At 55.5% G+C, this 26,370-nt stretch carries 20 protein-coding genes and 1 other annotated feature; of the genes, 18 read left to right on the forward strand and 2 right to left on the reverse strand.

The window, feature by feature from the left end:
- Nucleotides 1-53: 53 nt before the first annotated feature.
- The 6 genes from NOS26_RS08415 (at nucleotide 54) to NOS26_RS08440 (ending at nucleotide 7,340) form a co-directional block, all read left to right on the forward strand.
- Nucleotides 54-1,205 carry an acyl-CoA dehydrogenase gene (locus tag NOS26_RS08415; RefSeq protein ID WP_014017064.1) on the forward strand — a complete coding sequence of 384 codons (1,152 nt, stop codon included), beginning with the start codon at nucleotides 54-56 and terminating at the stop codon, nucleotides 1,203-1,205.
- 73 nt (nucleotides 1,206-1,278) lie between these two features.
- Nucleotides 1,279-2,091, forward strand: coding sequence for an electron transfer flavoprotein subunit beta/FixA family protein (locus NOS26_RS08420; RefSeq protein WP_022498188.1), 813 nt, complete (start codon nucleotides 1,279-1,281; stop codon nucleotides 2,089-2,091).
- A 20-nt stretch (nucleotides 2,092-2,111) separates the two neighbouring features.
- Complete coding sequence (locus NOS26_RS08425) at nucleotides 2,112-3,128, forward strand: electron transfer flavoprotein subunit alpha/FixB family protein (RefSeq protein WP_014017062.1); 1,017 nt, start codon at nucleotides 2,112-2,114, stop codon at nucleotides 3,126-3,128.
- 221 nt (nucleotides 3,129-3,349) lie between these two features.
- Nucleotides 3,350-3,568 (forward strand) — a binding site (T-box leader).
- Nucleotides 3,569-3,605: 37 nt separating this feature from the next.
- A complete protein-coding gene (gene thrS / locus NOS26_RS08430) occupies nucleotides 3,606-5,513 on the forward strand; it encodes a threonine--tRNA ligase (RefSeq protein ID WP_022498187.1) in 1,908 nt (635 codons plus the stop codon).
- A gap of 172 nt (nucleotides 5,514-5,685) precedes the next feature.
- Nucleotides 5,686-6,549 carry a ribosome biogenesis GTPase YlqF gene (gene ylqF / locus NOS26_RS08435; protein WP_022498186.1) on the forward strand — a complete coding sequence of 288 codons (864 nt, stop codon included), beginning with the start codon at nucleotides 5,686-5,688 and terminating at the stop codon, nucleotides 6,547-6,549.
- 2 nt (nucleotides 6,550-6,551) lie between these two features.
- Complete coding sequence (locus NOS26_RS08440; RefSeq protein WP_255917566.1) at nucleotides 6,552-7,340, forward strand: ribonuclease HII; 789 nt, start codon at nucleotides 6,552-6,554, stop codon at nucleotides 7,338-7,340.
- Here the strand turns inward: NOS26_RS08440 and NOS26_RS08445 are convergent.
- A complete protein-coding gene (locus tag NOS26_RS08445; protein WP_014017058.1) occupies nucleotides 7,332-8,285 on the reverse strand; it encodes a magnesium transporter CorA family protein in 954 nt (317 codons plus the stop codon). The two genes, NOS26_RS08440 and NOS26_RS08445, sit on opposite strands and share 9 nt — an antisense overlap.
- A gap of 246 nt (nucleotides 8,286-8,531) precedes the next feature.
- Here NOS26_RS08445 and smc point away from each other — a divergent pair, with 246 nt between their 5' ends.
- From smc to NOS26_RS08485, 8 genes are all read left to right on the forward strand, one after another.
- Complete coding sequence (gene smc, locus NOS26_RS08450) at nucleotides 8,532-12,086, forward strand: chromosome segregation protein SMC (protein WP_014017057.1); 3,555 nt, start codon at nucleotides 8,532-8,534, stop codon at nucleotides 12,084-12,086.
- A 2-nt stretch (nucleotides 12,087-12,088) separates the two neighbouring features.
- A complete protein-coding gene (gene ftsY, locus NOS26_RS08455) occupies nucleotides 12,089-13,033 on the forward strand; it encodes a signal recognition particle-docking protein FtsY (RefSeq protein ID WP_014017056.1) in 945 nt (314 codons plus the stop codon).
- Nucleotides 13,034-13,044: 11 nt separating this feature from the next.
- A complete protein-coding gene (locus NOS26_RS08460) occupies nucleotides 13,045-13,509 on the forward strand; it encodes a YhcH/YjgK/YiaL family protein (RefSeq protein WP_014017055.1) in 465 nt (154 codons plus the stop codon).
- 14 nt (nucleotides 13,510-13,523) lie between these two features.
- Nucleotides 13,524-14,336, forward strand: coding sequence for a hydroxyethylthiazole kinase (thiM, locus tag NOS26_RS08465; RefSeq protein ID WP_014017054.1), 813 nt, complete (start codon nucleotides 13,524-13,526; stop codon nucleotides 14,334-14,336).
- Complete coding sequence (gene thiW, locus NOS26_RS08470; protein ID WP_014017053.1) at nucleotides 14,329-14,832, forward strand: energy coupling factor transporter S component ThiW; 504 nt, start codon at nucleotides 14,329-14,331, stop codon at nucleotides 14,830-14,832. Before thiM ends, thiW begins: the two co-directional genes overlap by 8 nt.
- Nucleotides 14,833-14,965: 133 nt before the next feature.
- Nucleotides 14,966-15,556 (forward strand): TetR/AcrR family transcriptional regulator, encoded by a 591-nt coding sequence (locus tag NOS26_RS08475; RefSeq protein ID WP_014017052.1) that lies wholly within the window; start codon nucleotides 14,966-14,968, stop codon nucleotides 15,554-15,556.
- 2 nt (nucleotides 15,557-15,558) lie between these two features.
- Nucleotides 15,559-16,731: an efflux RND transporter periplasmic adaptor subunit gene (locus tag NOS26_RS08480; RefSeq protein WP_014017051.1), complete on the forward strand. Its 1,173-nt coding sequence runs from the start codon at nucleotides 15,559-15,561 to the stop codon at nucleotides 16,729-16,731.
- A gap of 12 nt (nucleotides 16,732-16,743) precedes the next feature.
- A complete protein-coding gene (locus NOS26_RS08485; protein WP_014017050.1) occupies nucleotides 16,744-19,896 on the forward strand; it encodes an efflux RND transporter permease subunit in 3,153 nt (1,050 codons plus the stop codon).
- Between the two features lie 229 nt (nucleotides 19,897-20,125).
- Here NOS26_RS08485 and nadE read toward each other — a convergent pair whose 3' ends face one another.
- On the reverse strand, nucleotides 20,126-22,030 hold the full coding sequence (nadE, locus tag NOS26_RS08490) for an NAD(+) synthase (protein WP_014017049.1): 1,905 nt from the start codon (nucleotides 22,028-22,030) through the stop codon (nucleotides 20,126-20,128).
- Between the two features lie 165 nt (nucleotides 22,031-22,195).
- Between nadE and NOS26_RS08495 the strand changes: the two genes are divergently transcribed.
- The 4 genes from NOS26_RS08495 to ybeY are packed head-to-tail and all read left to right on the forward strand — an operon-like array spanning nucleotide 22,196 to nucleotide 26,359.
- Nucleotides 22,196-23,947 carry a B12-binding domain-containing radical SAM protein gene (locus tag NOS26_RS08495; protein WP_072981691.1) on the forward strand — a complete coding sequence of 584 codons (1,752 nt, stop codon included), beginning with the start codon at nucleotides 22,196-22,198 and terminating at the stop codon, nucleotides 23,945-23,947.
- Nucleotides 23,944-24,894: a TIGR01212 family radical SAM protein gene (locus NOS26_RS08500; protein ID WP_255917567.1), complete on the forward strand. Its 951-nt coding sequence runs from the start codon at nucleotides 23,944-23,946 to the stop codon at nucleotides 24,892-24,894. Before NOS26_RS08495 ends, NOS26_RS08500 begins: the two co-directional genes overlap by 4 nt.
- A gap of 14 nt (nucleotides 24,895-24,908) precedes the next feature.
- A complete protein-coding gene (locus NOS26_RS08505; protein WP_022497400.1) occupies nucleotides 24,909-25,871 on the forward strand; it encodes a PhoH family protein in 963 nt (320 codons plus the stop codon).
- A 14-nt stretch (nucleotides 25,872-25,885) separates the two neighbouring features.
- Nucleotides 25,886-26,359, forward strand: coding sequence for an rRNA maturation RNase YbeY (gene ybeY, locus NOS26_RS08510; RefSeq protein WP_014017045.1), 474 nt, complete (start codon nucleotides 25,886-25,888; stop codon nucleotides 26,357-26,359).
- Nucleotides 26,360-26,370: the final 11 nt, after the last annotated feature.

A 26,370-nucleotide genomic window follows, 5' to 3' on the forward strand; every position in this document is an offset into this window, starting at 1 on the left:
TTTATCTTATGGCTTTACTAAACTAACTATACACTAAGGAGAGTGGAAACATCATGGATTTTAACTTAACAGATATTCAACAGGACTTCTTAAAACTCGCTCATGATTTCGGCGAAAAGAAATTAGCACCGACCGTTACGGAACGCGACCACAAAGGTATTTATGACAAAGAACTCATCGACGAATTGCTCAGCCTCGGTATTACCGGCGCTTACTTCGAAGAAAAATACGGCGGTTCCGGCGATGACGGCGGCGACGTTTTGAGCTACATCCTCGCTGTTGAAGAATTGGCTAAATACGACGCTGGTGTTGCTATCACCTTGTCGGCAACGGTTTCCCTTTGCGCTAACCCGATTTGGCAGTTCGGTACAGAAGCTCAGAAAGAAAAATTCCTCGTTCCTTTGGTTGAAGGCACTAAACTCGGCGCTTTCGGCTTGACCGAACCGAACGCAGGTACTGATGCTTCCGGCCAGCAGACCATTGCTACTAAGAACGATGACGGCACTTACACGTTGAACGGCTCCAAGATCTTCATCACCAACGGCGGCGCTGCTGACATCTACATCGTCTTCGCTATGACCGATAAGAGCAAAGGCAACCACGGCATTACAGCCTTCATCCTCGAAGACGGTACTCCGGGCTTCACTTACGGCAAGAAAGAAGACAAGATGGGCATCCATACTTCGCAGACCATGGAACTCGTATTCCAGGACGTCAAAGTTCCGGCTGAAAACATGCTCGGCGAAGAAGGCAAAGGCTTCAAGATTGCTATGATGACCTTGGACGGCGGCCGTATCGGCGTTGCTGCTCAGGCTCTCGGCATTGCAGAAGCTGCTTTGGCAGATGCTGTTGAATACTCCAAACAGCGTGTACAGTTCGGCAAACCGCTCTGCAAATTCCAGTCCATTTCCTTCAAACTGGCTGACATGAAGATGCAGATCGAAGCTGCTCGTAACCTCGTTTACAAAGCTGCTTGCAAGAAACAGGAAGGCAAACCCTTCACCGTTGACGCTGCTATCGCAAAACGCGTTGCTTCCGACGTCGCTATGCGCGTAACGACCGAAGCTGTCCAGATCTTCGGCGGCTATGGCTACAGCGAAGAATATCCGGTTGCTCGTCACATGCGCGATGCTAAGATCACTCAGATCTACGAAGGCACGAACGAAGTTCAGCTCATGGTTACAGGTGGTGCTCTGTTAAGATAATTGAAGTTTATGCTCGGGCCTGGCCCTTTGCTGGGCCCGTTACATAAAAAAAGATTTTAGGAGGCAAACGTAAATGGAAATATTGGTATGTGTCAAACAGGTTCCGGACACTGCAGAAGTTAAGATTGACCCCGTAAAACATACGGTCATCCGCGCTGGTGTTCCTAACATTTTTAACCCCTTCGACCAGAACGCTTTGGAAGCAGCTCTCGCATTGAAAGATGCTGACAAAGACGTAAAAATCACACTTCTCTCGATGGGTCCTGATCAGGCAAAAGACGTTCTTCGTGAAGGCCTTGCAATGGGCGCTGACGATGCTTATCTTCTGTCCGACCGCAAACTCGGTGGTTCCGATACGTTAGCTACGGGCTATGCTTTGGCACAGGCTATCAAAAAATTGGCTGCTGACAAAGGTATCGAACAGTTCGATATCATCCTCTGCGGCAAACAGGCTATTGACGGCGATACCGCACAGGTTGGCCCGCAGATCGCTTGCGAACTCGGTATTCCTCAGATTACGTATGCCCGCGACATCAAAGTCGAAGGCGACAAAGTTACTGTTCAGCAGGAAAACGAAGAAGGCTACATCGTAACAGAAGCTAACTTCCCGGTATTGATTACCGCTGTTAAAGACTTGAACGAACCGCGTTTCCCGACCATTCGTGGCACGATGAAAGCAAAACGCCGCGAAATCCCGAACTTGGACGCTGCTGCTGTTGCAGCTGACGACGCTCAGATCGGTTTGTCTGGCTCTCCGACTAAAGTCCGTAAGATTTTCACACCGCCTCAGAGATCCGGTGGTCTCGTTCTCAAAGTTGAAGATGACAACGAACAGGCAATCGTCGACCAGGTCATGGAAAAACTGGTTGCCCAGAAAATCATTTAATCTAAGGAGGAACAGTGAAAATGGATTTAGCAGAATATAAAGGCATTTATGTAATTGCTGAACAGTTCGAAGGCAAATTACGTGATGTATCTTTCGAATTGTTGGGCCAGGCTCGCATCTTGGCTGACACCATCGGCGACGAAGTCGGTGCAATCCTCATTGGTAAAGACGTAAAACCGTTGGCTCAGGAACTTATCGCTCACGGTGCTCATAAAGTATACGTTTATGATGATCCTCAGCTCGAACATTACAATACGACGGCTTATGCAAAAGTTATTTGCGATTTCTTCCATGAAGAAAAACCGAACGTATTCCTCGTTGGCGCTACCAACATCGGCCGTGACCTCGGCCCGCGTGTCGCTAATTCCTTGAAGACTGGCCTCACCGCTGACTGCACGCAGCTCGGCGTTGACGACGACAAAAAGACCATCGTATGGACCCGTCCGGCTCTCGGCGGCAACATCATGGCTGAAATCATCTGCCCGGACAACCGTCCGCAGATGGGTACTGTCCGTCCGCATGTCTTCAAAAAACCGGAAGCAGATCCTTCTGCAACTGGCGAAGTTATCGAAAAGAAAGCTAACCTCTCCGATGCTGACTTCATGACCAAATTCGTCGAACTCATCAAATTGGGCGGCGAAGGCGTTAAAATCGAAGACGCTGACGTTATCGTTGCTGGCGGCCGTGGCATGAACAGTGAAGAACCGTTCAAGACCGGTATCCTCAAAGAATGTGCAGACGTCCTCGGCGGCGCTGTTGGTGCATCCCGTGCAGCTGTTGACGCTGGCTGGATCGATGCTCTCCATCAGGTTGGCCAGACTGGTAAAACAGTTGGTCCGAAGATCTACATTGCATGCGCTATTTCCGGTGCTATCCAGCACTTGGCAGGCATGACTGGTTCTGACTGCATCATCGCTATCAACAAAGACGAAGATGCTCCGATCTTCAAAGTCTGCGACTATGGTATCGTAGGCGATGTCTTCAAAGTTCTCCCGCTCCTCACAGAAGCCATCAAGAAACAGAAAGGCATTGCATAAGTTATCTAACCGTGCATAATAAAAAGGCTACTGCATTTGCAGTAGCCTTTTTGTGGTTCGTTTGGCGTTTGCCGTTTGGCGAATATTCTTCGAACCACGGCAAACGACCCACGACAAACGATTGCCAGACGAATATTTGTATGATATCCGAAACCTTTGCACACCACACCCTTGACAAGCCTCATCTCGTGCCGTATAATTTACGCATACATAGAGATATGTAAGAAGCTTTGAAAAGGATATGACTCGATAGTCCCTTTATTCCAGAGAGAGGCACAGTGGTGTGAGTGCCTTATGAAGCCTAGCGAGTTACCGCCTTGGAGCTGAATCTCCGAACTGAGTAGGGGATTCCGGCCGCCCCGTTATCGCGCTTGAGTACATCGGAATTTTTTTCTGGTGAACTAGGGTGGAACCACGTGAGTTAAGCTCTCGTCCCTTGAGGACGAGAGCTTTTTTTTATTAAGGAGGATGTTTGTAATGGCAGAATTAGTATTAAAAGACGGAAGCAAAAAACAGTTTCCCGATGGCATCTCTCTTGCCGAAGCTGTCAAACAGCTCAGCAACAGTCTTGCAAAGAAAGTATTAGTAGCAAAAGTCAATGGTGAAGTCACGGACCTCCGTGAAACTATCGTCGACGGTTCGACCGTTGAATTTCTCACCTTCGCCGACCAGGAAGGGAAAGATACCCTCCGCCATACAGCATCTCATGTCATGGCTCAGGCTATCCAGCACCTCTTCCCGGGTGTTAAATTTGCTATTGGCCCGTCCATTGAAAACGGTTTCTACTACGACCTCGATACAGAACACCGTTTCACACAGGAAGACTTCGCCGCTATCGAAGCTGAAATGGCCAAGATCGTCAAAGAAAACCTCCCTATCACTAAAGAAGTCTTGTCCCGCGCCGATGCTTTGAAGCTCTTCAAAGACGCCGGTCAGGATTATAAAGTAGAACTCATTGAAGACCTTCCGGAAGATGCTGTCATCTCCCTCTACCGCCAGGGCGACTTCGTCGACCTCTGTGCCGGTCCGCACTGCGCTTCGACAGGCGCCGTCAAGGCCTTCAAACTGCGTACCGTTGCCGGCGCTTACTGGCGCGGTGATGAACACAACAAGATGCTCCAGCGTATTTACGGTACCGCTTTTGAAAAGAAATCGGAACTCGATGAATACTTGAAGATGATGGAAGAAGCTGAAAAACGCGACCATCGCAAGCTGGGCAAACAGCTCGACTTGTTCAGCTTCCACGAAGAAGGTCCGGGCTTCCCGTTCTTCCATCCCAAGGGAATGATCTTGCGCAACAACCTGCTCAAGTTCTGGCATGAACTCCATGACGAAGCCGATTACGATGAAATCATGACACCGCTGATCCTCAACCGTCACCTCTGGGAACAGTCCGGCCACTGGGATCACTACCGCGATAACATGTATTTCACCACCATCGATGAACAGCCCTATGCCATCAAACCGATGAACTGCCCCGGCGGCATCCTGGTCTATAAGAGCAATGTCCACAGCTATCGTGATTTCCCCATGCGCATGGCTGAACTCGGCCTGGTCCATCGTCACGAACTCCACGGTGCCCTCCACGGCTTGTTCCGCGTCCGCTGCTTCACTCAGGACGACGCCCATATCTTCATGCTGCCGAGCCAGATGAAAGAAGAAATCTCCGGCGTCATGGACCTCTTCGACAAGGCATACAAACAGTTCGGCCTGGAATACCACGTCGAATTGTCCACTCGTCCGGAAGACTCCATGGGCTCCGACGAAATCTGGGAACTGGCTACCAAGACCTTGCATGATGTCATCGAAGAACGCCACATCCCGTACGTCATCAACGAAGGCGACGGCGCCTTCTACGGCCCGAAACTGGACTTCCACCTGAAAGACTCCATCGGCCGTACCTGGCAGTGCGGTACCATCCAGCTCGATATGCTCATGCCGGAACGCTTCGACATGACTTACATCGGCGAAGATGGCCAGAAACACCGTCCGGTCATGGTCCATCGCGCCTGCTTCGGCAGTATCGAACGCTTCCTGGGCATCATCACTGAAAACTATGCCGGTGCTTTCCCGGTATGGCTGGCTCCGGTCCAGATCAAGTTCCTGCCCATTTCGGACAAACACCTGGCTTACTGCAAAGACCTGGCTAAGAAATTCAAGAAACTGGGTATCCGCGTCGAAGTCGATGAAAGCAGCGAAAAGATCGGCTACAAGATCCGCAAGGCACAGATGGAAAAAGTTCCTTACATGGCCGTCGTCGGCGACAAGGAAATGGAAAACGGTACCCTCGGCCTGCGTGACCGTTCTAAAGGCGATTTAGGTGCCAAACCGATCGACGAAGTCGTCGCCCACATCCAGAAACTCACCGAAACAAGAGAAGGCTAATATAGTAAGTTTGAAGTTGAAAGTTTGATGTTTGATGTGAATGGGTAAAATTTAAAACCTCACATCAAACATCAAGCATCAAACGTCAAACATTAAAGTTAAAGGGTCCTTACATGATAGGCGAAATGTTCATGTGAAGGCCCTTTTTTCTCATCACCAAAGGAGTAACATTATGATAATCAACTGGTATCCCGGCCATATGGCCAAGGCCAAGCGCCTGATTCAGGAAAATCTCAAGATCATCGATGTCGTCATCGAACTCGTCGATGCCCGCATTCCCATGAGCAGCACCAATCCCATGATCAAGTCCCTCATCGGCGACAAGCCGTCCATCGTCGTCCTCAACAAGGCCGACCTGGCCGATCCGGCTGTCCTTGACGAATGGGTGGCCTATTATAAGCAGCAGGGCCGCAAAGTCCTGGCCTTGAACAGTAAAGGCGGCAAGGGCGTGAAACAGCTCATTTCCCTCGTCCGTTCCCTGGCAGCGCCGAAGCTGGCCCGCTGGAAGGCAAGGGGCCTCAAGAACCGTGCCGTCCGGACCATGATCCTGGGCATCCCCAATGTCGGCAAGTCGACGCTCATCAATAAATTGTCCCGCCGCAGTGCGGCCAAGACAGCAGATAAACCGGGCGAAACGAAGGGCAAGCAGTGGGTCCACATCGGCGACCAGCTCGACCTTCTGGATACGCCGGGCGTCTTGTGGCCGAAACTGGAAAACCAGGTCAGCGCCTACCGCCTGGCTGCGACGGGCGCCATTTCCGACACGGTCTTCGATATGGAAACGGTCCTCTTGCAGCTCGTCGAACAGCTGTCGGCCCAGTATCCGGATGAACTGAAAGGCCGCTATAAATTGGACAGCCTCTGTGAAAAGCCCCTGGATACGATCGAAGCCATCGGCCGCAAGCGGGGCTGTATCGTATCGGGTGGCGTCGTCGACCTGGAAAAGACCTATAAACTCATCCTCAAGGAATTTCGTGAAGGCAAGATCGGTGCCATTTCCCTGGACCGCCTGGGCGATTTCGAAGGGGAGGACTGACCATGGATATCGAGAAATTCCGAGTCGCCGACCTTAAAGCTCAGTTAGCCGCTGGCGATGACGTACAGGAACTCCTGGCAGCCATGAAAGAAGATAGCCGCGTGTCGGTCCGCAAACTGGCCGCTGCCTATATGCGCCAGAAAATCCGGGAAGAAGCTGAGCGGGAACGGGTCCTCCATATGTATGCCCAGGAAACGGTCTATTATAACCAAGGCCTGTACCACGTGGCCGGTATCGACGAAGCTGGCCGCGGCCCGGCAGCCGGACCGGTCATGGTAGCCGCCGTCATATTGCCGCCATATTGGGAATGTCCCGGCCTCAATGACAGTAAAAAAGTCCCGCCAGCCAAGCGGGACCTGCTCTATGATAAGATCATGGCCGAAGCCGTCGCCGTATCCTGCATGGCCAAGTCGGAAAAAGAAATCGACGAGCTCGACATTTACCACGCTACCATGCAGGGCATGTATGACGCCGTCAACGGCCTGGCTGTGCCGGCGGAAGCGGTCCTGGTCGATGCCATGCCCCTCCGGGAACTGACCGTGCCCCACAAGTCCTTAGTCCACGGCGATGCCCTGAGCGCATCTATCGCCGCCGCTTCTATCATCGCCAAGGTCACCCGTGACCGGCTCATGGTGGAATACGATAAAAAATATCCCCAGTACGGCTTTGCCGTCCACAAGGGATATTTGACGAAAATGCATATGGAAGCGTTGCGGGAATACGGACCGTGTCCGATTCACCGCCGCTCTTTTGAACCCATCAAGAGCATGATGAAGGGCCTTTCAGAATAGGTCCTTCCGCCAGAGCATGATGACGGCGACGATGGTGCAGCACATGGCAATGCCTACGACGTAGTAGAAACCGGCCGCTGTGTCCTGGAAGGGGACAGGGACGTTGATGCCCCACAAGCTGAAGATGATTGTCGGGACGGCCAGCATGATCGTAATGGATGCCAGAAATTTCATGACCAGGTTCAGGTTGTTGGAAATGATCGAGGCGAAGGTATCGGACATATTCATGAGGATATTGGAATACATCTCGACCATTTCGATAGCCTGCTTGTTCTCGATGATGACATCTTCCAGGAGGTCTTCGTCTTCTTCATACATCTTGATGAGATGGTGGAGCGACGTATTGCGGCGCAGGCGCATGAGCCGTTCCATGACGATGCCGTTGCTGCGCAGGGCTGACGTGAAGTAGGTCAGTGATTTCTGTAATTCCAGGAGCAGGAAAAATTCCTTGTTGCGCATGGAATGGCGCAGGATTTCTTCGATGTCGTCGGTCCGGCGGTTAATCTGCATCAAGTAGCGCAGGAACAGCGTCGCCGAACGATAGAGGATCTGGAATAGGAAACGCGTCTTCTTGAAGGTATAGAACAGGGGATACTTGTTCTCTGTGAAAGCACGCATGACTTCTGTTTCTTGAATACAGAGGGTGATGATGAAGTCCGGTGTGATGAAAATGCCCAGCGGCAAGGTGTCATAACTATCCGTTTCCAAGATGATCGGGATGTTGATGACGACGAAGATGTAATTGTCTTCGATTTCGACGTGCGAACGTTCTTCCGTGTCCAAGGCGGTTTTCAGGACATCAGTGGGGATTTCCGTGACCATGGATACGAGCTGTAAATCTTCGGAATCCGGATTTACGACGTGGATCCATGAACCTTTTTCAGCCGATGCCAGGGAAATGTTGTCTTCCAGATGGCCGTTGCTGTGTTTATAAACTTGAATCATTACGGTACTCTCCCTTTCTGCAGAATAAGGGCCTTCAAACCCAAATTCTAATATAATCCATTAAGACAGGACTCGTCAAGGTTTTCCCCGATATTTTACAGAAACTTTGCCGATCGTCGGCTAGGGAGGCCATAGTAGCGGCAGGCCGGTAATTATGGTATGATTAACTGTACGAGTAAATAATCAGGACTGCCGCGCGGCGCCGTACCGTGTCCGTCGAGGCCGTCCACAGAGAGAGTAGACATTATGCAATTATTGAAAATGGAACTGCGGGGATTCAAGTCCTTTGCAGATAAGACGACGCTGACCTTTGACAAGGGCATTACGGCCATTGTCGGGCCCAATGGCAGCGGCAAGAGCAATATTTCTGACGCCGTCCGCTGGGTCATGGGCGAACAGAATGTCCGCCAGCTGCGGGGGCAGAAGTCGGAAGACATCATCTTTGCCGGGACCCAGACCCGCCGGCCCCAGGGGGCAGCCGAAGTTTCACTGTACTTCGACAACAGCGACCACGCCCTGGATACGGAGTTCACTGAAGTCGTCGTCACGCGGCGCCTGTTCCGGTCCGGCGACAGTGAATACTATATCAACCGCCGGCCGTGCCGCCTGAAAGACATCCACATCCTCTTTGCCGATACGGGTATCGGCCAGGATTCCATGGCTGTCATCGGTCAGAACCGCGTCGACCGCATCCTCAACAGCAAACCGGAAGAACGGCGGGTCATCTTTGAAGAAGTGGCCGGTATCAGCCGCTTCAAAGGGCGCAAAGCCGACGGCCTGCGCAAGATCGCCGAGACCGAACGCAACTTGGAACGCATCCGCGACCTCATGAGCGTCCTCGAAGAACGGCTGGAACCGTTACAGGAACAGGCAGAAACGCTGCAGAAATTCCGCTGCCTCGACAGCGAACGCCTGGCTTATGAAGGGACCGTGACCTTGCAGGAACTGCGCAACAGCGAACGCCTCCTGGCCAAGGCCGAGAACGGCCGCATGACGGCCGAAGCCGAAGAACAGAAAGCAGCCCGGGAATTGGCCGCTGCCGAAGGCAAGCGCAAGGCCTTATTGGACGCCATGGCTGCCGATGACGAAAAACTGCGCCATCTCGATGAACAGGCCATGGTCGTTCACAATGAACTGGACAGCCTCGTCCACCGTCGCGAAGCCTGCCGTCAGCGGCAGGCCGAACTCGCCGAGAACGAAGCCCAGGCAGGAGCTGATGCAGAACAACTGCAGCAGCGCCAGAATGCCTGGCAGGAACAGAAAGAGGCCTTGCGGGCGCAGAAAGCGCAGAAAGCAGCTGAACTGGAAGCGGCCCGACAGGCCCTGGCCCTGACCCAGACCTTGTTCGGCCAGGCCGAAGCCAAGGCTGAAGCGGCGGCCAAGGCCCTGCAGGAACGGGTCGATGCCAATTCCAAGCGCAGCCGTGACGCTTTCATGCTGCGCCGGGACAGCGAAGACCTGCGCCGCCGGCTGGAAGAGAATGACGCCGCCTGCCAGCAGGCCCTGCAGCAGTGGGAAGAAAAGAAGAAAGCCCTGAAAGAGGCCGAAGCGCGGCATCAGGAAGCCGGGATACAGCAGAAAGACTGGCAGGAAAAGGCTGCTGCCTTTGAAGAGCAGGCCCTTTCCCTGCGGCACGACGCCCGTGCAAAAGGCCAGCGCCTAAAACAAGGGGAAGAAGAATACCGCCGCCTGCGCGGCGATATCGACGCAGCCGCCCAGCGCATGCGCGTCCTCCAGAGTATGGAACAGGAACACGAAGGCCTGGGGCGGGCTGTCAAAGTGGTCCTGACGGCCAGTCAGCCCTGGCGCAGCCGTTTGTGCGGTGCCGTCGGCGAACTCTGCCAGATCCCGTCGAAATTCGCCGTCGCCATCGACGTCGCCTTAGGCGGTGCCGTCCGCTACGTCGTCGCTGAAGATGAAAGGGCTGCCAAACAGGCTATTTCTTATTTAAAAGAAAAGAAAGCCGGCCGGACGACCTTCTTACCGCTCGATACGCTGCGCAGCCGGTCGCGGACGGCCGATGAAGAACGGGCTGCTGGCGAGCCGGGGATGCTCGGTTTCGCGTCAGACGTCATTTCTTATGAGCCGAAATATGAGAAAGTCTTTTCGTCGCTCTTAGGGAAGACCCTCCTGGCCGACACCATGGATACGGGCTCGGCTGTAGCCCGGAAATACGGTCATCGCCTGCGCATCGTCTGCCTCGATGGCACCCAGTTCAACGCCGGCGGTTCCCTGACTGGCGGCAGCACCCGCAATCAGGAAGGATCCCTCATCAGCCGGCGGGCCCTGCTGCAGGAGTTGCAGGAAACGTGCCGCTGCGGCCAGCAGCGCCTGGAAGCCTTGCTGGCCGAAGGCAAAGACCTGCGCCAACAGGCCGAAGGGGCTGAACGGGACCTGGCCCAGGCCGAAGAAGGGCTGCGCCAGGCCCGGCAGGCTGCGGACCAGGCCCGCTGGCAGGCCGGCCAGGAAGAGAAGGCCCTGGCTGACATCCGTCAGACCCTGGCTGCTTTCGACGAGCGCGTGGAAAAACTGGAAAAGGACCGGGCCGATATGCAGGCCCGGCTGGTTGAGAAAGAAGCGGCGCTGTCGGCGATGGAAACGGGGCCGGCCGCCGACGTCCAGCAATGGCAGGACGCCTGTGACGCCGCCAGGACCGAAGCGGCCCAGTGCCGTCAGACCTTGACGGAGCGGCAGATTGCCGTTGCCAAGCTGACCGAACAGGTCCGTCACGGCGATGACCAGCTGCGCCAGCATGATACGTGGCAGCAGGAATTGACGGCCCAGGAACAAGCCCTGTCCCAGCGCCGCCAGGACCTGGTACGCCGCCAGGAAGAAGCGGCCCGCCTGTTGACAGAACTGTCGAAAAATATTACCGTGAAAGAAGCCGATACGGTCCGCTGTGACCAGGCCAAAGAGGCTTTTTACCGGACCCGCAACGAGTCCCTGAAAAAAAGCCAGGCCCTGGACGGTGTCGTCGCCGACCTTCGCCGGCGCCATCAGGAGTGGCAGCAGCGCTGCCATGCGGCTGAAGTCCAGCTGGAAAAGTATAAAGGCGATATCAGCCATCACGAAGAACGGCTGGCCATGCAGGGTCTGAGCCGCCAGGAAGCTATGGAACGGCGCCGTCAGGGCTCGTTGAAAGAGCTTCATGACAAGGTCGCTTCCTTGAAGGCTCAGATTACGGCGCTAGGGACCATCAACCCGGCTGCCGAAGACGAATACAAGACGGCTTTGGAAAAACGGGACTTTTACGTCCGCCAGTGCGACGATTTGAAGGAATCGCGGGAAAGATTGCGGACTGTCGTCGCTGAAATCGACGCGGCCATGGCCGAACAATTCGCCAAGGCCTTCAAAGAAATCGGCGTCCATTTCCAGGATATCTTCAGCCGCCTCTTCGGCGGCGGCACGGCCCACCTGGCCTTGACCGACAAGGAACACATCTTGGAAGCCGGCGTGGAAATCTACATCCGCCCGCCAGGAAAGAAACAGCAGTCCCTGACGCTCCTTTCCGGCGGCGAACGGGCCCTGACGGTCATCGCTTTGCTCCTGGCCTTTTTGGCCTATCATCCGGCACCGTTCTGCCTGGTCGACGAAGTCGATGCGGCTCTGGACGAAGCCAATGTCGAGCGCATGGCCCGATACCTCAAGAATTACAGCGGAGCGACGCAGTTCATCGTCATCACTCACCGCCGCAAGACCATGGAAGCGGCCAATACCTTGTTGGGTGTAACGATGGAAGAAAAAGGCGTATCGCGCCTGCTGACTGTCAAAGTAGATGAATTGTTAAAGGAAGGAACATAACTATGGGATTTTTTTCAAAACTTCGAAAAGGCTTAGAAAAGACGAAACACTCGCTCATCCAGAATATCGAAACCGTCGTCCGCGGCTATGCCAAAATAGACGACGACATGTACGATGACCTGGAAGCGGTCATGCTCACCGGCGACATCGGCGTAGAAACGACGGAATACCTCCTGGACCAGATCCGGACCGGCGTCAAATCGAAGGAAATCAAAGACGGCAACGACGTCGTACCGTATTTGGAAAAGTGCATCGTCGCCTTGCTCAATGAAAATGATGAACCCCTCCCGGAAACGGAAGGGCCGCGGGTCATCTTCATCGTCGGCGTCAATGGTGTCGGTAAGACGACGACTATCGGCAAACTGGCCAAGTATTACAAACAGCAGGGGAAATCGGTCATGCTCGCCGCCGGCGATACCTTCCGTGCCGCTGCCTCAGAACAGCTGACCATCTGGGCTGACCGCGTCGGCGTACCCATCGTCAAGCACCAGGAAGGGGCGGACGCAGCGGCTGTCGTCTTCGATGCGACGGCGTCGGCCAAGGCCAAGGGCATGGATATCCTCCTTGTCGATACGGCCGGCCGCCTGCAGACCAAGTCCAACCTCATGGAAGAATTGCGGAAAATGGCCCGCGTCGCCGGCCGCAACATCGAAGGGGCGCCGCAGGAAACGCTTCTCGTCCTCGATGCCACGACGGGGCAGAACGCTGTCAGCCAGGCCAAGCTCTTCGGCGACGTCGTTCCCTTGACGGGCGTCGTCCTGACCAAGCTCGACGGAACAGCCAAAGGCGGCGTCATCTTGTCGGTGAAACGGGAATTAGGCGTCCCTGTCCGCTGGGTCGGCGTCGGCGAAGGCGTCGACGACCTGCGCCCCTTCGATGCAGCTCAGTTCGCCGATGCTCTGTTCGATAAAAACGTCGCCGCCCGCGAAGCCAGCGACGAAGATTAGGAGGAATCCTCATGTTCGTAGGTAATATTTCCCAATATGACAAGGAAAGCCGTTTCCTGCCGGAATATATCCGGCCGTGGATCGAAAAACTGGTCTCCTTGGCCAAGTCGGACTTGCAGCCCGGGCGCCACACCTTCGATACGGTGAACTACATGAACGTCGACGTCACGGAAACGGCACCGGCCGGCCAGCGCCTGATGGAAGCCCATCGCGATTACATCGATATCCAGTATGTCCTGGATGGCGAAGAAACTATTGGCTGGCAGCCTTTATGCCAGGCCGGGCCCGTCGTCGACGACAGCCGGGCCGATAGCGATGCCTGGTTCTACAATCCCGATGTCGCAGCCGATACCGTCATTGCCATGACGCCCGGGACCTATGCCGTCTTTACGCCGGCTGACGGCCATCGCTGCCTCTGTGCGCCCGATGGGCAGGGGAAGGCCATCAAAAAAGCCATCCTCAAGATCCACGTCTGAAAGGGGGCCTGACGATGGAACTCATCCCGGCTGTGGCCCAGGCCCTTCAGGAACTGCGCCGCCAGCGGCCCCTCATCCACCACATCACTAATTTCGTCACCATGACCGACTGCGCCAATGCGACCTTGGCCATCGGCGCCTCGCCGACCATGACCAATGCCGTCGAGGAAGTAGCTGAAATGGCGGCCGCCGCCAAGGCCCTGGTCCTCAATCTGGGAACGCTCCAGCAATGGACGCTGGAAGCCATGGTGGCAGCTGGCAGGTCCGCTGCGGCTCACGGTGTTCCCATCGTCTTCGACCCCGTCGGCGCCGGCGGCACGACTTTCCGGACCCAGGCTGCGCAGCGCCTGCTGGACGAACTGCCCCTGGCCGTCATCCGCGGCAATGCTTCGGAAATCACCTGTCTGGCCGCCCATAAGAGCGGTCAGGATTTCGGCGTCGACAGCCGCATCGGAGCGGCTGACCCGGACCTGGCAGCATCTCTGGCAAGGCATTTGGGGACGACCGTCGCCATTACCGGTGCCGTCGATGTCATTGCCGACGGGCAGCGGACGGCAGAAGTCCACAACGGCTGCCCCATGTTGACCTATGTCACCGGTACGGGCTGTATGACGACGTCCCTCATCGCGTCCTTTGCGGCCGTGACCGATCCCTTCACGGCGGCCGCTGCCGGCGTCCTGGCCATGGGAATCGGCGGCGAGCTGGCTCTGGAACGGGGCGGCCAGGCTGGACCTGGGACCTTCCACGCCCGTCTCTTTGATACGTTTTATGCCTTAAATGATACGCTGTTGCAACAGTATGGAAAGGTTTTGATCAATCGTGAATAATGGTGAACTCAAGAAAATGACAGTTACGGCGATTTTCATCGCCATCGGCGTCCTCCTGGCGCCTTTCGTGTCCTTTCCCTTCGGAGGTGCCCGGGTCTTCCCGCTGCAGCACCTCATCAACGTCCTCTTGTCGGTCCTCGTGGGCTGGCGCTATTCGACGGCCGGTGCTTTCTGTATTTCATCCATCCGCATCGCCATGGGCGTCGGTACCGTCCTGGCCTATCCCGGCAGCATGATTGGCGCCGCCTTGTCCGGCCTTTTGTATAAGAAGACAAATTCCATCTGGGGCGCCGTCGTCGGAGAAATCGTCGGGACCGGGATCCTGGGCGGCCTCATCGCTTATCCCGTCGCCGCTTTCGTCCTCGATTCCAAAGTCGTCGCCCTGTGGTTCTTCGTCGTCGCCTTCCTGCCCAATACCTGCATCGGTGCAGCCTGCGGTGCCGTCTTGTACAAGATCCTGCCCATCCGGAAATTTGCCGAAGAATTGAAGAAGTAACAAAGAAATAATAATATCGACTTGTTTATTGACTTATAAGGTGCTGTATATTAAACTATAAATTGGTACTGAGTTTTGTAGTTTGAGTTTCAATGACAGCACCTTGTATTTTTTTTAAGTAGGACGTGTTTACATGACAGAAAATATCCGCGCCAAGATCCTGGCAGAAGCCCTTTGTGAAATCAACCGCCATGGTGCTGATTTCCACATGGACGATCTGGCCCGTAACCTGCGCATCAGCAAGCGGACCTTGTACGAACATTTTTCGTCGAAACAAGAAATCATAGAGCAGGCTATCTCTGATTTTACCAATAAGATCTATACCTATCATCGGCGCATCGTCAGTGACAGCACCATGACTTGCGAAGCCAAGCTCATCGCTTATTTCGACGTGCCCAGTGACAACTGGCAGGTCCTGTCCGTACGGAAAGCATCGGAACTTCTGACGAAAATGCCCGATGTCTGGAACCGCCTGCAGTCCCGCTACGAAAAAGACTGGCGCCTTTTGGAACAGCTCCTCGATGAAGCTCAGGAGACAGGCGAATTTAAGCCTTTTGATAAGTTCCTGTTCTTGCGCCTTTTGCATAGCGCAGCCGACGACATTATCGATTATTTTAATGATGTCAATCACGATTCCTCTTTTAGTGACTATATGAAGCGCTGCATCAAGGTCTTGCTCTATGGCATTAAGAATCAGGAATCGAAAGAAATAGGAGGAAAGTGAAGATGATACAAAAACGCAAATTTGCGACGATGAGCGTCACCGTTCTCACCATTGCCGCGCTCCTGGCCGGCTGTGGTGCCCAACAGAGTGCGACCAAGGCCCCTGTTGCCGTCAACACGTATAAAGTCGTCGCCGCAGACACGCCGGTCAAGGCCGAGTACAGCGGTACCGTCACGGCGACGGACAAAGTGCCCGTCCGGCCTAAGATTTCCGGCCGCGTCGTGGAGAAATACGTCCAGGGCGGTCAGGAAGTCACGGAAGGCCAGCCTTTGTTCCGCCTCGACAGCCGGACTTATGACGCTGCCCTGGCCCAGGCCAAAGCGACCCAGGCCCAGTCCGAAGCCAACCTGGCCAATCAGCAGCTGAACCTGCGCCGTTACCAGACCCTGGCCAGCCAGGATGCCATCCCGCAGCAGACCGTTACCGACCAGGAAGCGGCTACGCAGCAGCAGCAGGCCGTCGTCGCAGCCAATGCGGCCCAGGTCGATGCCGCTCAGGATAACGTCGACGATACCATCGTCTATGCGCCGTTCAGCGGCAAACTGAACGTCGACGACGTCCCCGTCGGCACCTTTGCCACAGCCGGTTCGACGGCCTTGGTCACCATTTCTTCGACGAACCCGGTCTACGTAGAGTTTTCCATCAGTGAATCGGAATACCTGCAGATGACCAAACAGGCCGCTGATAGTACCGGCAGCAGCTGGGGCGACCATCTCCTGCTCCGCCTGAGCGATGGTTCCACCTATCCCTATGAAGGCCATGTCACCCAGGTCAACCACGGCATGGACGGCAACTCCGGTTCTATCGTTGTCAAGGCTGTCTTCGACAACCCGGACAATCTCCTCATCCCGGGTCTCTATGCGACGGTCATCTCGGATACACAGATTCAGCGCAATGCCTTGTCCGTACCGCAGCGCGCCGTCCAGCAGACGCTGGGTAAATATTACGTCTCCGTCATCGACGGCAATGGCGAAGCCCAGAACCGCGAAGTCACGCCGGGCCAGAAAGTCGGCAAGTTCTGGATCATCAACGATGGTCTCCAGGACGGCGATACGATCATCGTCGACGGCTATCAGAAGGCCAAAGGCGCTTCCCTGGACCAGCACTTGCTGACCAAGGAAGACATCGATAACGACAGTTCCGATACGTCGTCGGACTCGTCGGCCAATCAGTAGGGAGGCGAGACCGTGATATCTAAGTTCTTTATCGACCGGCCTATTTTCGCCATCGTCATTTCCCTGCTGATTTCCATTTTCGGCTTGTTGGCGATTGCGACCCTGCCAGTCGCCAAGTATCCGCAGGTCACGCCGCCGCAGGTCCGCGTTTCGGCTACTTATATCGGCGCCAACGCCGAAGTCGTCGGCACGACCGTAGCCAGTGTCATCGAACGCCAGCTCGTCGGCGTCGATAACCTGGTCAATATGGAAAGTTCGACGAACGATAACGGGTCTTATTCCATGACGGTCCAGTTCAAGTCCGGCAGTGATGGCGATATGGATACGGTCAACACCCAGAACCGTGTCAGCCAGGTCCAGTCGACGCTGCCGTCGGAAGTCACTCAGACCGGCGTCACTGTCCAGAAATCGACGAGTTCCATGGCCATGGTCTTCGCCCTCGTGTCGCCCAATGGTTCTTACGATGCGACGTTCATGAAGAACTATGCCACGCAGTACTTCATGGATGAATTGAAATCCGTCCCGGGCATCGGCGATGTCCAGGAATTTGGGTCCGACTACGCCATGCGTATCTGGCTCAACCCGATGAAGATGAGTATCTTGAAGATTACGCCGACCGACGTCATCTCGGCCATCAGCGCCCAGAACAAACAGGCCGCTGTCGGCACCATCGGTTCCCAGCCGTCGCCCAATAACCAGACCTATCAGTACACCATGCGTACAGACGGTCGTCTGCAGACGGCAGAACAGTTCAAGAACGTCATCATCCGCACCAATCCCGACGGCACCATGGTCCGCGTCGGCGATATTGCTGACGTCAGCCTGGGCTCTAAGGATTATTCCGTTACCAGTGATCTGGGCGGCGGCAAGGCAGCCGGCTTCATGATCAGCCTGACGGCCGATGCCAACGCCATGCAGTCCGTCAGCGGTGCCCGTAAAGTCCTGGAAAAAGCAAAGGCTTCTTTCCCGTCTGATTTAGATTATAAAGTTGTCTACGATAGCACGACCTTCGTTACGGCGTCGATCCACGAAGTTATTGAAACCTTCATCGAAGCCCTGCTGCTGGTCGCCCTCATCGTTTACCTCTTCCTTCAGAGTGGCCGGTCGACGCTGATTCCGCTCATCGCCGTCCCGGTATCCCTGCTGGGTACCTTTGCCTGCTTCAAGGTCCTCGATTTCTCCATCAACACCTTGACCCTGTTCGCTATGGTACTGGCCATCGGCCTCCTCGTCGACGATGCCATCGTCGTCATCGAAGCCGTCGAATATGAAATCAAGTATAACGCCCGAAGTCCGCGGGAGGCGACGATCATTGCCATGCAGAACGTACAGAACCCGGTTATCGGTGTCGCCTGCGTTCTGGCCGCCGTCTTCGTTCCTGTCGGCTTCATCAGCGGCATGAGTGGTATCCTCTACCGCCAGTTCGCCCTGACCATTGCCGTGTCGGTCCTCATTTCGGCCTTCGTCGCCCTGACCCTGACACCGGCCATGTGTGCGTCTATTTTGAATGTTCACAAACCCAATGACAATCCCAAGGGCATTTACAAGTTCTTCCAGAAATTCAATGATGCCTTCGACAGACTCATCGCCTGGTATGGCCTGCGCCTGGCTCACTTGCAGCTCCACCTTAAATGGTGCGTGGCCTTCCTGGTCATCATCAGCGCCCTTACGGCAGGCGTCTTCAAAGTCATGCCGACGGGCTTCGTCCCGTCAGAAGATAACGCCTTCGTCATGATGAACGTCACCTTGCCTGAAGGCATTTCCCAGACGGAAACGAAACAAGTCAGCGAAAAGATTAGTAATTGGCTGGAACAGCAGCCCGGCGTAACCAATGTCATGAACGTCGTCGGCTTCAGTATCCTGGCCAATGGGCCGAAATCGAACGGGTCTACGTCCTTCATCGGCATGAGCGACTGGGATCAGCGTAAAGATAAATCCCTGTCCGTCGATGCCCTGGTCGGCAAGATCATGGCCATGGGCAATCAGATTCCCCAGGCTACGGTCATCGCCATGAACCCGCCGCCTATCGACGGCATGGGCACGTCGTCGGGCTTTACGATGCAGCTGGAAAACCGCGGCAGCCATACGACGGCAGAACTGTCGGCGACGGCTCAGAAATTCATCGCCGCTGCTCGCAAACGTCCGGAAATCGGTTCGGTCTACACGGCCTTCGCTGCCGATACGCCGGGCTATCAGCTCGACATCGACCGCGATAAAGTCGCCAAAGAAGGCGTTTCCCTGAGCGACCTCTATTCGACGCTCCAGTCCTTCTACGGTTCCTATCAGGTCAACGACTTCACCATGTTCGGCCGTAACTTCAAGGTCGTCGTCCAGGCCGCTCCGGAATTTCGTGAAACCATCGATGCCAATAACCACATCTACGTCCGCAACAGCGCCAACCAGCTCGTGCCGGTGGCCAACTTCGTCCGGCCGAAAGCTATCGGTTCGGCGTCGATCCTCAACCGTTTCAACGACTATCCGGCCATCAAGATCCAAGGGGCTCCGGCCAATGGCTATAGCTCCGGTGATGCTCTGAAAGCCCTGGAAGAAGTCGCCAAGGACACCCTCGGTGAAGGCTATGCCTACGAATGGAGTGGCATGAGCCGTGAAGAAATCGAAGCCGGTAACAAGACGGTTTACGTCTTTGCCCTGGCTATCCTCTTCGTCTTCCTCGTCCTGGCTGCCCTCTATGAAAGCTGGAAAGTACCATTTGCCGTCATGTTCAGCCTGCCGGCAGGCGTCTTCGGGGCTTCGGTCTTTGCCTATCTCATGAACCAGCAGAATAACCTGTACTTCCAGATCGGTCTGCTGGCCGTCATCGGCCTGGCCGCCAAGAATGCCATCCTGATCATCGAATACGCCAAAGTCCGTGTCGATGAACGCGGCATGGATCCCGTATCGGCTGCAATCGAAGCGGCCAAGATCCGTCTCCGCCCGATCATCATGACGTCCCTGGCCTTCGTCGTCGGCTCTGTCCCGCTGGCCATCGCTACCGGCGCCGGTGCTGCGTCGCGAGTCACTATGGGGATTACCGTCGTTTTCGGTACGTCCATCGCCACCATCTTCGGTGTCTTCCTCATCCCCATGATGTTCATCATCGTAGAAACATTCGGACACAAACGCGTCCGTCCTAAACAAGAAGTCGGAAGACTGAAAGATATGTAGTGAAAAAGGGGCTGTCGCCTTAAGCGACAAGCCCCTTTTGTGGTTCGTTTGTCGTGGGTCGTTCATCGAAGCGGACGCAGTCCGCGAGCTGTAGGGGCCGCCTTAATCGGCGGCCCGTGCGAATCCTGTGTACAGCCTTATTCTTTGGATTTGGGTGAATCTTTCGAACCACGGCAAACGCCAAACGAACCACGAAAAAACGCCTGCTGCAGAAACAGCAGGCGTTTTTTTACGCTTCATTTGCCAAAAGGCGTTCTTTCATTTCCAGGTAGCGCGTCGTGTAGTACGGTGTCAGCTGGGATTCGCGCAGGTCGTTGCCGAAGGGGCGGCGGCTGATGGAGAGGATAGGGGGGCTCTGGATGCGCTTGGCGACGGCGAAGCCGGCGATGAGGCGCCACCACCGTTCCAGGTCGTCGATGAAGGCTTTGGCCGTCGGGAAGAGCTGATGGACGTCGACGGAGCAGCCGATGTTCTTTTCCAGGGTACCGTCGATGTACCATTCGAGAATCGATTCTGGTGTCGCCCGCTGCCAGCGTTCGACGAAGGCGGCGAAGAGGTAATCGTGATAGGGATAGATGATCGGGTCGCCCTGGCCTTTGGTGATATCCTGTTTGTCCGACAGTTCGGCACTGGGGACGATGTCGATGCTGCCTTGCGGGACGACTTCGCGGTGGAAGACGGTTTCATTGAGATAGCGGGCTAGGTCGTAGACCTGATGCTTCCACAAGTCTGCCGTGGCAGCCAGGTAGCCGGCGCTGTCGCCGTAAAGGGTCGCATAGCCGACGGACAGTTCGGCTTTATTGGCATTGCACGTGAAGACGCCGCCGAACGCGGCAGCGGCTGCGGCCAGGATACGGCTGGATCGGTCGCGGGCCTGGATGTTTTCTTCGATGAAGCTCGTCAGTTCCAGCTGCCCCTTGTCCTGGCCGCCCTGGCTGAGCTTTGCCTGGCTGAACTGGCTCCGCGTCAGTTCCAGGCTGTCCTGGACGGGGACGACCGTATACAGGCAGCCGATGTTGTCGGCCAGTTCCTTGGCCAGGCTCTTGGTCATGTCCGAGTTGTAGCAGCTGGGCATGTTGACCAGGAGGATGTTTTCCGGCGGCAGGACCGTCGCATAGAGGGCGGCGTTGACCGCCGAGTCGATGCCGCCAGAGACGCCGAGGACGACTTTGTGGACGCCAATGGCATCCATGAAGGATTTCAGGCCGTAGTGCAGGCTGGCGTAGATGTCATCGATCTGGCTCTTTTCCGGCTGCAAGTGGGCCGGCGAGACGAAGCGCTGCGTCGTTTCATCGAAATCGACGATGGTCATTTCTTCAGTGAACGGCGTACATTCGACGTGCTGCGAGCCATCTTTCTGGTAGGTGCTGCTGGCGCCGTCGAAAGTGTAAATATTCTTGCCGTTGTTCTGGATGCCCGTGCAGTTGACGTAGATGGCCGGGCAGTGGACCTTGTCGATGGCCTGGCCAAACAGGCGGTGGCGGCGCTGGGTCTTGCCCAGGGTGAAGGGCGAGTTGGAAATGTTGATGAACATATCGATGTCGTACATTTTCCCTAAATAGCTCATGGGCTTGAAGGGATAATTTTCATCCCAGCTGTCTTCGCAGATGAGAGGGCCCATGCGGAATTTCCGGCCGTCGTCGAAGGCAATCTGGACGGGCGACAGGAAGTCTTCCGGGAAGGCGTGGCGTTCCTGGGCGACTTCGATGAGCGACGTGAAGTAGCGGATGTCGCTAAATTCCCGGTAATTGGGCAGGAGCGTCTTGATGTAGAAGGGGTAAGGCGAACGGGCCGGCGAAATCCAGCGGCCATTATAGGCGATGAACATGGCGTTGTATTTCCGCGTCCGGCCGTCGAGGTTGACCCGGTCCGTTTCTTTGGCGACGTTGCCGAAGATGATGGCTATGCCATCCGACAAGGCTTTGATTTCTTCGCCGAAGCGGGCGCAGTCGTCGATATAGTCGGGCTGGTCCCAAATGTCACCGATGAGGTAGCCCGGGATGGCGAGTTCCGGGAAGACGATGAGGTCGCAGCCGGCGGCTTTGGCCTTGGCAATGAAGTCTTTCATGACGGCTGTGTTCTGCCGTGGATTGCCAGGGTGGACGTTTGTCTGGGCAAGTGCTATTTTAAACAAGGAAAAGCCTCCTTTTCATAGGGGAAAATCTATATACTATCTCATCTTATCATAAAAAGGGGCCGGCGAAAAGGCTGTCCCCGGCCAGGGGCGGAAAAGACATGACAGAACGCCGTCCTTGCGGTATACTTATATATACATATAACAATTCAAAGAAGGTCTTCCATGAACACACTGCTTACTATCCTGAATTCCAAATTCATCCAATCGTCCCTGGCCCTGCGCTGTTTATCGACGGCCTGCGAACACCAGGGCGTCGACGTGGCTGTGGCTGAATACACAATCAATCAGAATGTCTATGACATCCTGCGCCACATCGCGTCTTTTCGGGCTGATGCCATCGGCTTTTCCTGCTACATCTGGAATATCGACATGACCTGCCACCTCATCGACTTGGTGAAACAGGTCTTCCCGGACACGAAAATCTTCGTCGGCGGCCCGGAAGTATCCTATACGGCCCGGCAGATCCTGGAAGACTACGAACACATCGACTATGTCCTCCAGGGGGAAGGGGAAGACATGGTGCCGGCCTTCCTGAAATCCCTGGCCGCCGGCCGCGACGGGACGGAAGTGCCCGGCGTTCTGGGCCGCGTCCACGGCGTCATCCAAGGCGATGAAACCTTCCAGGAAGTGGAAGACCTGGACAGCCTGCCTTTCCCTTATGAACACCAGGATTTCCGCGAACTGGACCACCGCATCATGTACTATGAAAGTTCCCGGGGCTGCCCCTTCCACTGCCAGTACTGCCTGTCCGGCATGAACGACCGCGTCCGTTTCCGCTCAGTCCCGCTGGTCCTGAAGGAACTGCAGGCCTTCGTCGATGCCGGCGTCCATCAGGTCAAGTTCGTCGACCGCACCTTTAACTGCAGTCCCGCTCATCATCGGCCCCTCATCGAATACATGATCGGCGTCGATAAGCCCATCAATTTCCACTTGGAAATCGAGCCCGGCGTCCTCACCGATGACGATATCGATCTCCTGGCCCGGGCGCCGAAAGGACGGATCCAGCTGGAAATGGGCATCCAGACGACATATGAGCCGACGCTTCAGGCCATCCACCGCCATAATGACTGGCCGCGCATTACGCACATCATGGAACGCCTCGTCGCTTTGGGGACGATGCACCTCCATCTGGACCTCATCGTCGGCCTGCCTTATGAAGACTATGACCATCTGCGCCAGTCCTTCAACGATATCTATGCCCTCCGTCCGCACAAGCTGCAGATCGGCTTCTTGAAGCTCCTCAAGGGCTCCGGCATCCGCCGCGACTATCCCGGCGATTACCGCTATGATCCCCAGGGGCCGTATGAAGTCCTGGCGACGACGTGGCTGCCTTATGAAAAAGTAGCTTATCTGAAGGTCCTGGAAGACGTCTTTGAACGGACCTATAACTCCGGGAAATTCACATATCTTTTCAACTGGCTCGGCCGCCTCTTTGCACCGGATTATATGAAACTCTACGAAGCCTTGACAGAGGAGTGGCTCGTCCTGCATAATGACCAAAAGGCCTTGTCAGATGAGTCCTTATGTCATTTCCTCTGCCACTGCCTTGAAGAAGTCCTGCCGCTGACGGCAGACCAGAAGGCGTTGGCCAAAGAACTGCTGGCCCTGGATATGCTGACCTTTTTCCGCTTCCGCCTCCAGGCCGGCTTCCTCGGCTGGAGCGAAGCGCCGCGCAGTGAGACCGATGCCATCTTCCGCGACGAAGCCTGGCTGCAGACCTATGCGAAAGACTATCGTTTTACCAACTGGCGCGATATCAAGATGCGCTATCGCATCTGGCCGGCCAGCCCGGCCCTGAAGGCCGAATTGAGCCGCTATGGAGCCGTGCCCGCAGACGATGCCTATGTATTGGCAGAAAAGAAGAAAGACCGGGCCGATTGGTGCCTTATCCCGGTCAAAGGAGAATCATTGTGAACGAACGCTATCGCGTCTATTCGACGTATTTAAAAGAGACTTATGGCGAAAAAGTCTATAAATTGCCTATCAGCATCCCCGATACCTGTCCCAACCGCGACGGGACCCTGGGCGTCCGGGGCTGTGCCTTCTGCGGCTCTATCGGCGCCGGGTATGAAAACCTGCCGGCGACGGTGACCATTGGCCAGCAGATTGAACAGAACATGGCCCACATCAAGCCGAAATACAAGGCCAACAAGTTCATCGCTTATTTCCAGAATTTCACCAACACCTATTTGCCGCCGGACCGTTTCCGGGATTACCTCGTCGCCGCCTGCCAGCCCGATATCGTCGCCCTGGCCATCGCCACCCGGCCGGACTGCCTCAACGAGACCTATCTCGACATCATGGCCGAAGTCAAGGAAACGTACGGCGTCGATATCCTCGTCGAGCTGGGCTTGCAGACCGTCAATTATAAGACCTTGGCTAAAATCAACCGCGGCCATACGGTCGCCGAATACATTGATGCCATGGTCATGCTCCGGGCCTATCCCTTCCGGACCTGTACCCACGTCATCCTCGACCTGCCCTGGGATACCATAGAAGATACCATCGAAACGGCCAAAATCATCGCTGCCCTCGGTTCGGACGAAGTCAAACTCCACGCCCTGTACATTATCAAGCACACGGCCATGGCCGAATGGTACGCCCAAGGGGATATCAAGCTCTGGACCTGCGAAGAATATGTCCGCCGCGTCGTGGCCTTCCTCGAATACAGCCGGCCCGATACGGTCTTCCAGCGCCTCATCGGCCGGGCGCCGAAAGAAGCGACGGATTTCGCCAACTGGGGCATGGGCTGGTGGCGCATCCGCGACATGATTGACGAAGAACTGGAAAGACGGGACACCCGGCAGGGAGCCCGCTGTGACTACCTGCACGGCAAAGCCGTCCGTAAATTCATGACATAAAGGAGCATCTCATTTTGGTAGAAAAGAAACTGCAATTTTCCGATTTGCGTGAAGCCCGGGCCGTCCTGGGCATGAAAGACGAATTTCTCAAGACGATGCAGCGCGAATTTCCGGACTGCCGTATTGCCGTCCGCGGTGATACGGCCATGATCGTCGGCAGCGAACAGGATGTGGCCTGCGTGACCGAAGTCTTCCGCGTCCTGCGCTACTTATTCCGGGAAAATACGTACCTCACGACGCAGCACGTCCGCTATTCGGCCAGACTCATCAAAGAAGGGCAGTCAGAGGCCCTGCACAACCTTTATGAAGACACTGTCGGCATTTCTGCCCGGGGCCGTCTCATCAAACCCAAGACGCTGGGCCAGAAGCGCTACGTCGATTCCATCCGCAAGAACCTGGTCACTTTCGGCATCGGGCCGGCCGGGACGGGCAAGACCTATCTGGCCGTGGCCCTGGCGGCTTTTTACTTGAAGAACCGCGAAGTTGAACGGATCATCCTCACCCGGCCGGCTGTCGAGGCCGGGGAAAAGCTGGGCTTCCTGCCCGGGGACTTACAGGAAAAGATCGATCCCTACCTGCGCCCCTTGTACGATGCCCTGGCCGATATGTTCGGCTACGACCAGTTCCAGAAGATGATCGACCGCAACATCATCGAAGTCGCGCCCCTGGCGTACATGCGCGGCCGGACTCTGGAAGAGTCGTTCATCATCCTCGATGAAGCCCAGAACACGACGCGGGAACAGATGAAGATGTTCCTCACCCGTATGGGCAACCACTCGCGGGTCGTCGTCAACGGCGACGCCACGCAGATCGACCTCGTCGACCGGCGCATGTCGGGCCTGACCGAAGCCGAAAAGATACTCAAAGACGTCCGCGGTGTCGGCATGGTCTATTTCAGCGATGAAGACGTCGTCCGTCACGACATGGTAGGCCGCATCATCCGGGCTTACGAAACTTATTATAAACAAGACCACTGATTGGGGGAATATCCATGAATATCAACATCAATTACGAAGATCCGTCGTTCCAGCATGATGAATATGAAAAAGTCATCGACCGCGTCTGTGAAGAAGCAGCTTTGGTCTACGGCCTGGGGCCCAATGCGGAAATCAGCATCCTCTTGTGCCACAATGATTACATCCATCAGCTGAACAAGCAGTACCGCAATATCGACCGGCCGACGGACGTCCTGTCCTTTGCCCTCAATGAAGGCGAAGACGACGGGTATGACGGCCCGGACACGGCCCTCTTGGGGGACATCATCATTTCTCTGGAAAAAGTCCAGGAACAGGCCGATGAATACGGCCACTCCTTTGAACGGGAACTGGCCTACCTGACCATCCACGGCATGCTGCACATCCTCGGCTATGACCACATGGAACCGGACGATAAAGCCGAAATGCGTAAAGAAGAAGAATTTATTTTACAGCGCCTGGGCTACGTCCGCGAAGGCGAAGAATTATAAGGAGGAGTCAC

The organism is Megasphaera sp. SC8-1 (assembly GCF_024436295.1).
Classification (GTDB): Bacteria; Bacillota; Negativicutes; order Veillonellales; family Megasphaeraceae; genus Megasphaera; species Megasphaera elsdenii.

What these genes read in the sequence shown, in the direction of transcription:
- NOS26_RS08415 (WP_014017064.1), top strand. Translation starts at nt 54, where the DNA reads ATGGATTTTAACTTAACAGATATTCAACAGGACTTCTTAAAACTCGCT.
- NOS26_RS08420 (WP_022498188.1), top strand. Translation starts at nt 1,279, where the DNA reads ATGGAAATATTGGTATGTGTCAAACAGGTTCCGGACACTGCAGAAGTT.
- NOS26_RS08495 (WP_072981691.1), top strand. Translation starts at nt 22,196, where the DNA reads ATGAACACACTGCTTACTATCCTGAATTCCAAATTCATCCAATCGTCC.
- ylqF (WP_022498186.1), top strand. Translation starts at nt 5,686, where the DNA reads ATGATAATCAACTGGTATCCCGGCCATATGGCCAAGGCCAAGCGCCTG.
- smc (WP_014017057.1), top strand. Translation starts at nt 8,532, where the DNA reads ATGCAATTATTGAAAATGGAACTGCGGGGATTCAAGTCCTTTGCAGAT.
- ybeY (WP_014017045.1), top strand. Translation starts at nt 25,886, where the DNA reads ATGAATATCAACATCAATTACGAAGATCCGTCGTTCCAGCATGATGAA.
- NOS26_RS08480 (WP_014017051.1), top strand. Translation starts at nt 15,559, where the DNA reads ATGATACAAAAACGCAAATTTGCGACGATGAGCGTCACCGTTCTCACC.
- NOS26_RS08475 (WP_014017052.1), top strand. Translation starts at nt 14,966, where the DNA reads ATGACAGAAAATATCCGCGCCAAGATCCTGGCAGAAGCCCTTTGTGAA.
- thrS (WP_022498187.1), top strand. Translation starts at nt 3,606, where the DNA reads ATGGCAGAATTAGTATTAAAAGACGGAAGCAAAAAACAGTTTCCCGAT.
- NOS26_RS08425 (WP_014017062.1), top strand. Translation starts at nt 2,112, where the DNA reads ATGGATTTAGCAGAATATAAAGGCATTTATGTAATTGCTGAACAGTTC.
- NOS26_RS08445 (WP_014017058.1), bottom strand. Translation starts at nt 8,285, where the DNA reads ATGATTCAAGTTTATAAACACAGCAACGGCCATCTGGAAGACAACATT.
- NOS26_RS08440 (WP_255917566.1), top strand. Translation starts at nt 6,552, where the DNA reads ATGGATATCGAGAAATTCCGAGTCGCCGACCTTAAAGCTCAGTTAGCC.
- ftsY (WP_014017056.1), top strand. Translation starts at nt 12,089, where the DNA reads ATGGGATTTTTTTCAAAACTTCGAAAAGGCTTAGAAAAGACGAAACAC.
- NOS26_RS08460 (WP_014017055.1), top strand. Translation starts at nt 13,045, where the DNA reads ATGTTCGTAGGTAATATTTCCCAATATGACAAGGAAAGCCGTTTCCTG.
- thiM (WP_014017054.1), top strand. Translation starts at nt 13,524, where the DNA reads ATGGAACTCATCCCGGCTGTGGCCCAGGCCCTTCAGGAACTGCGCCGC.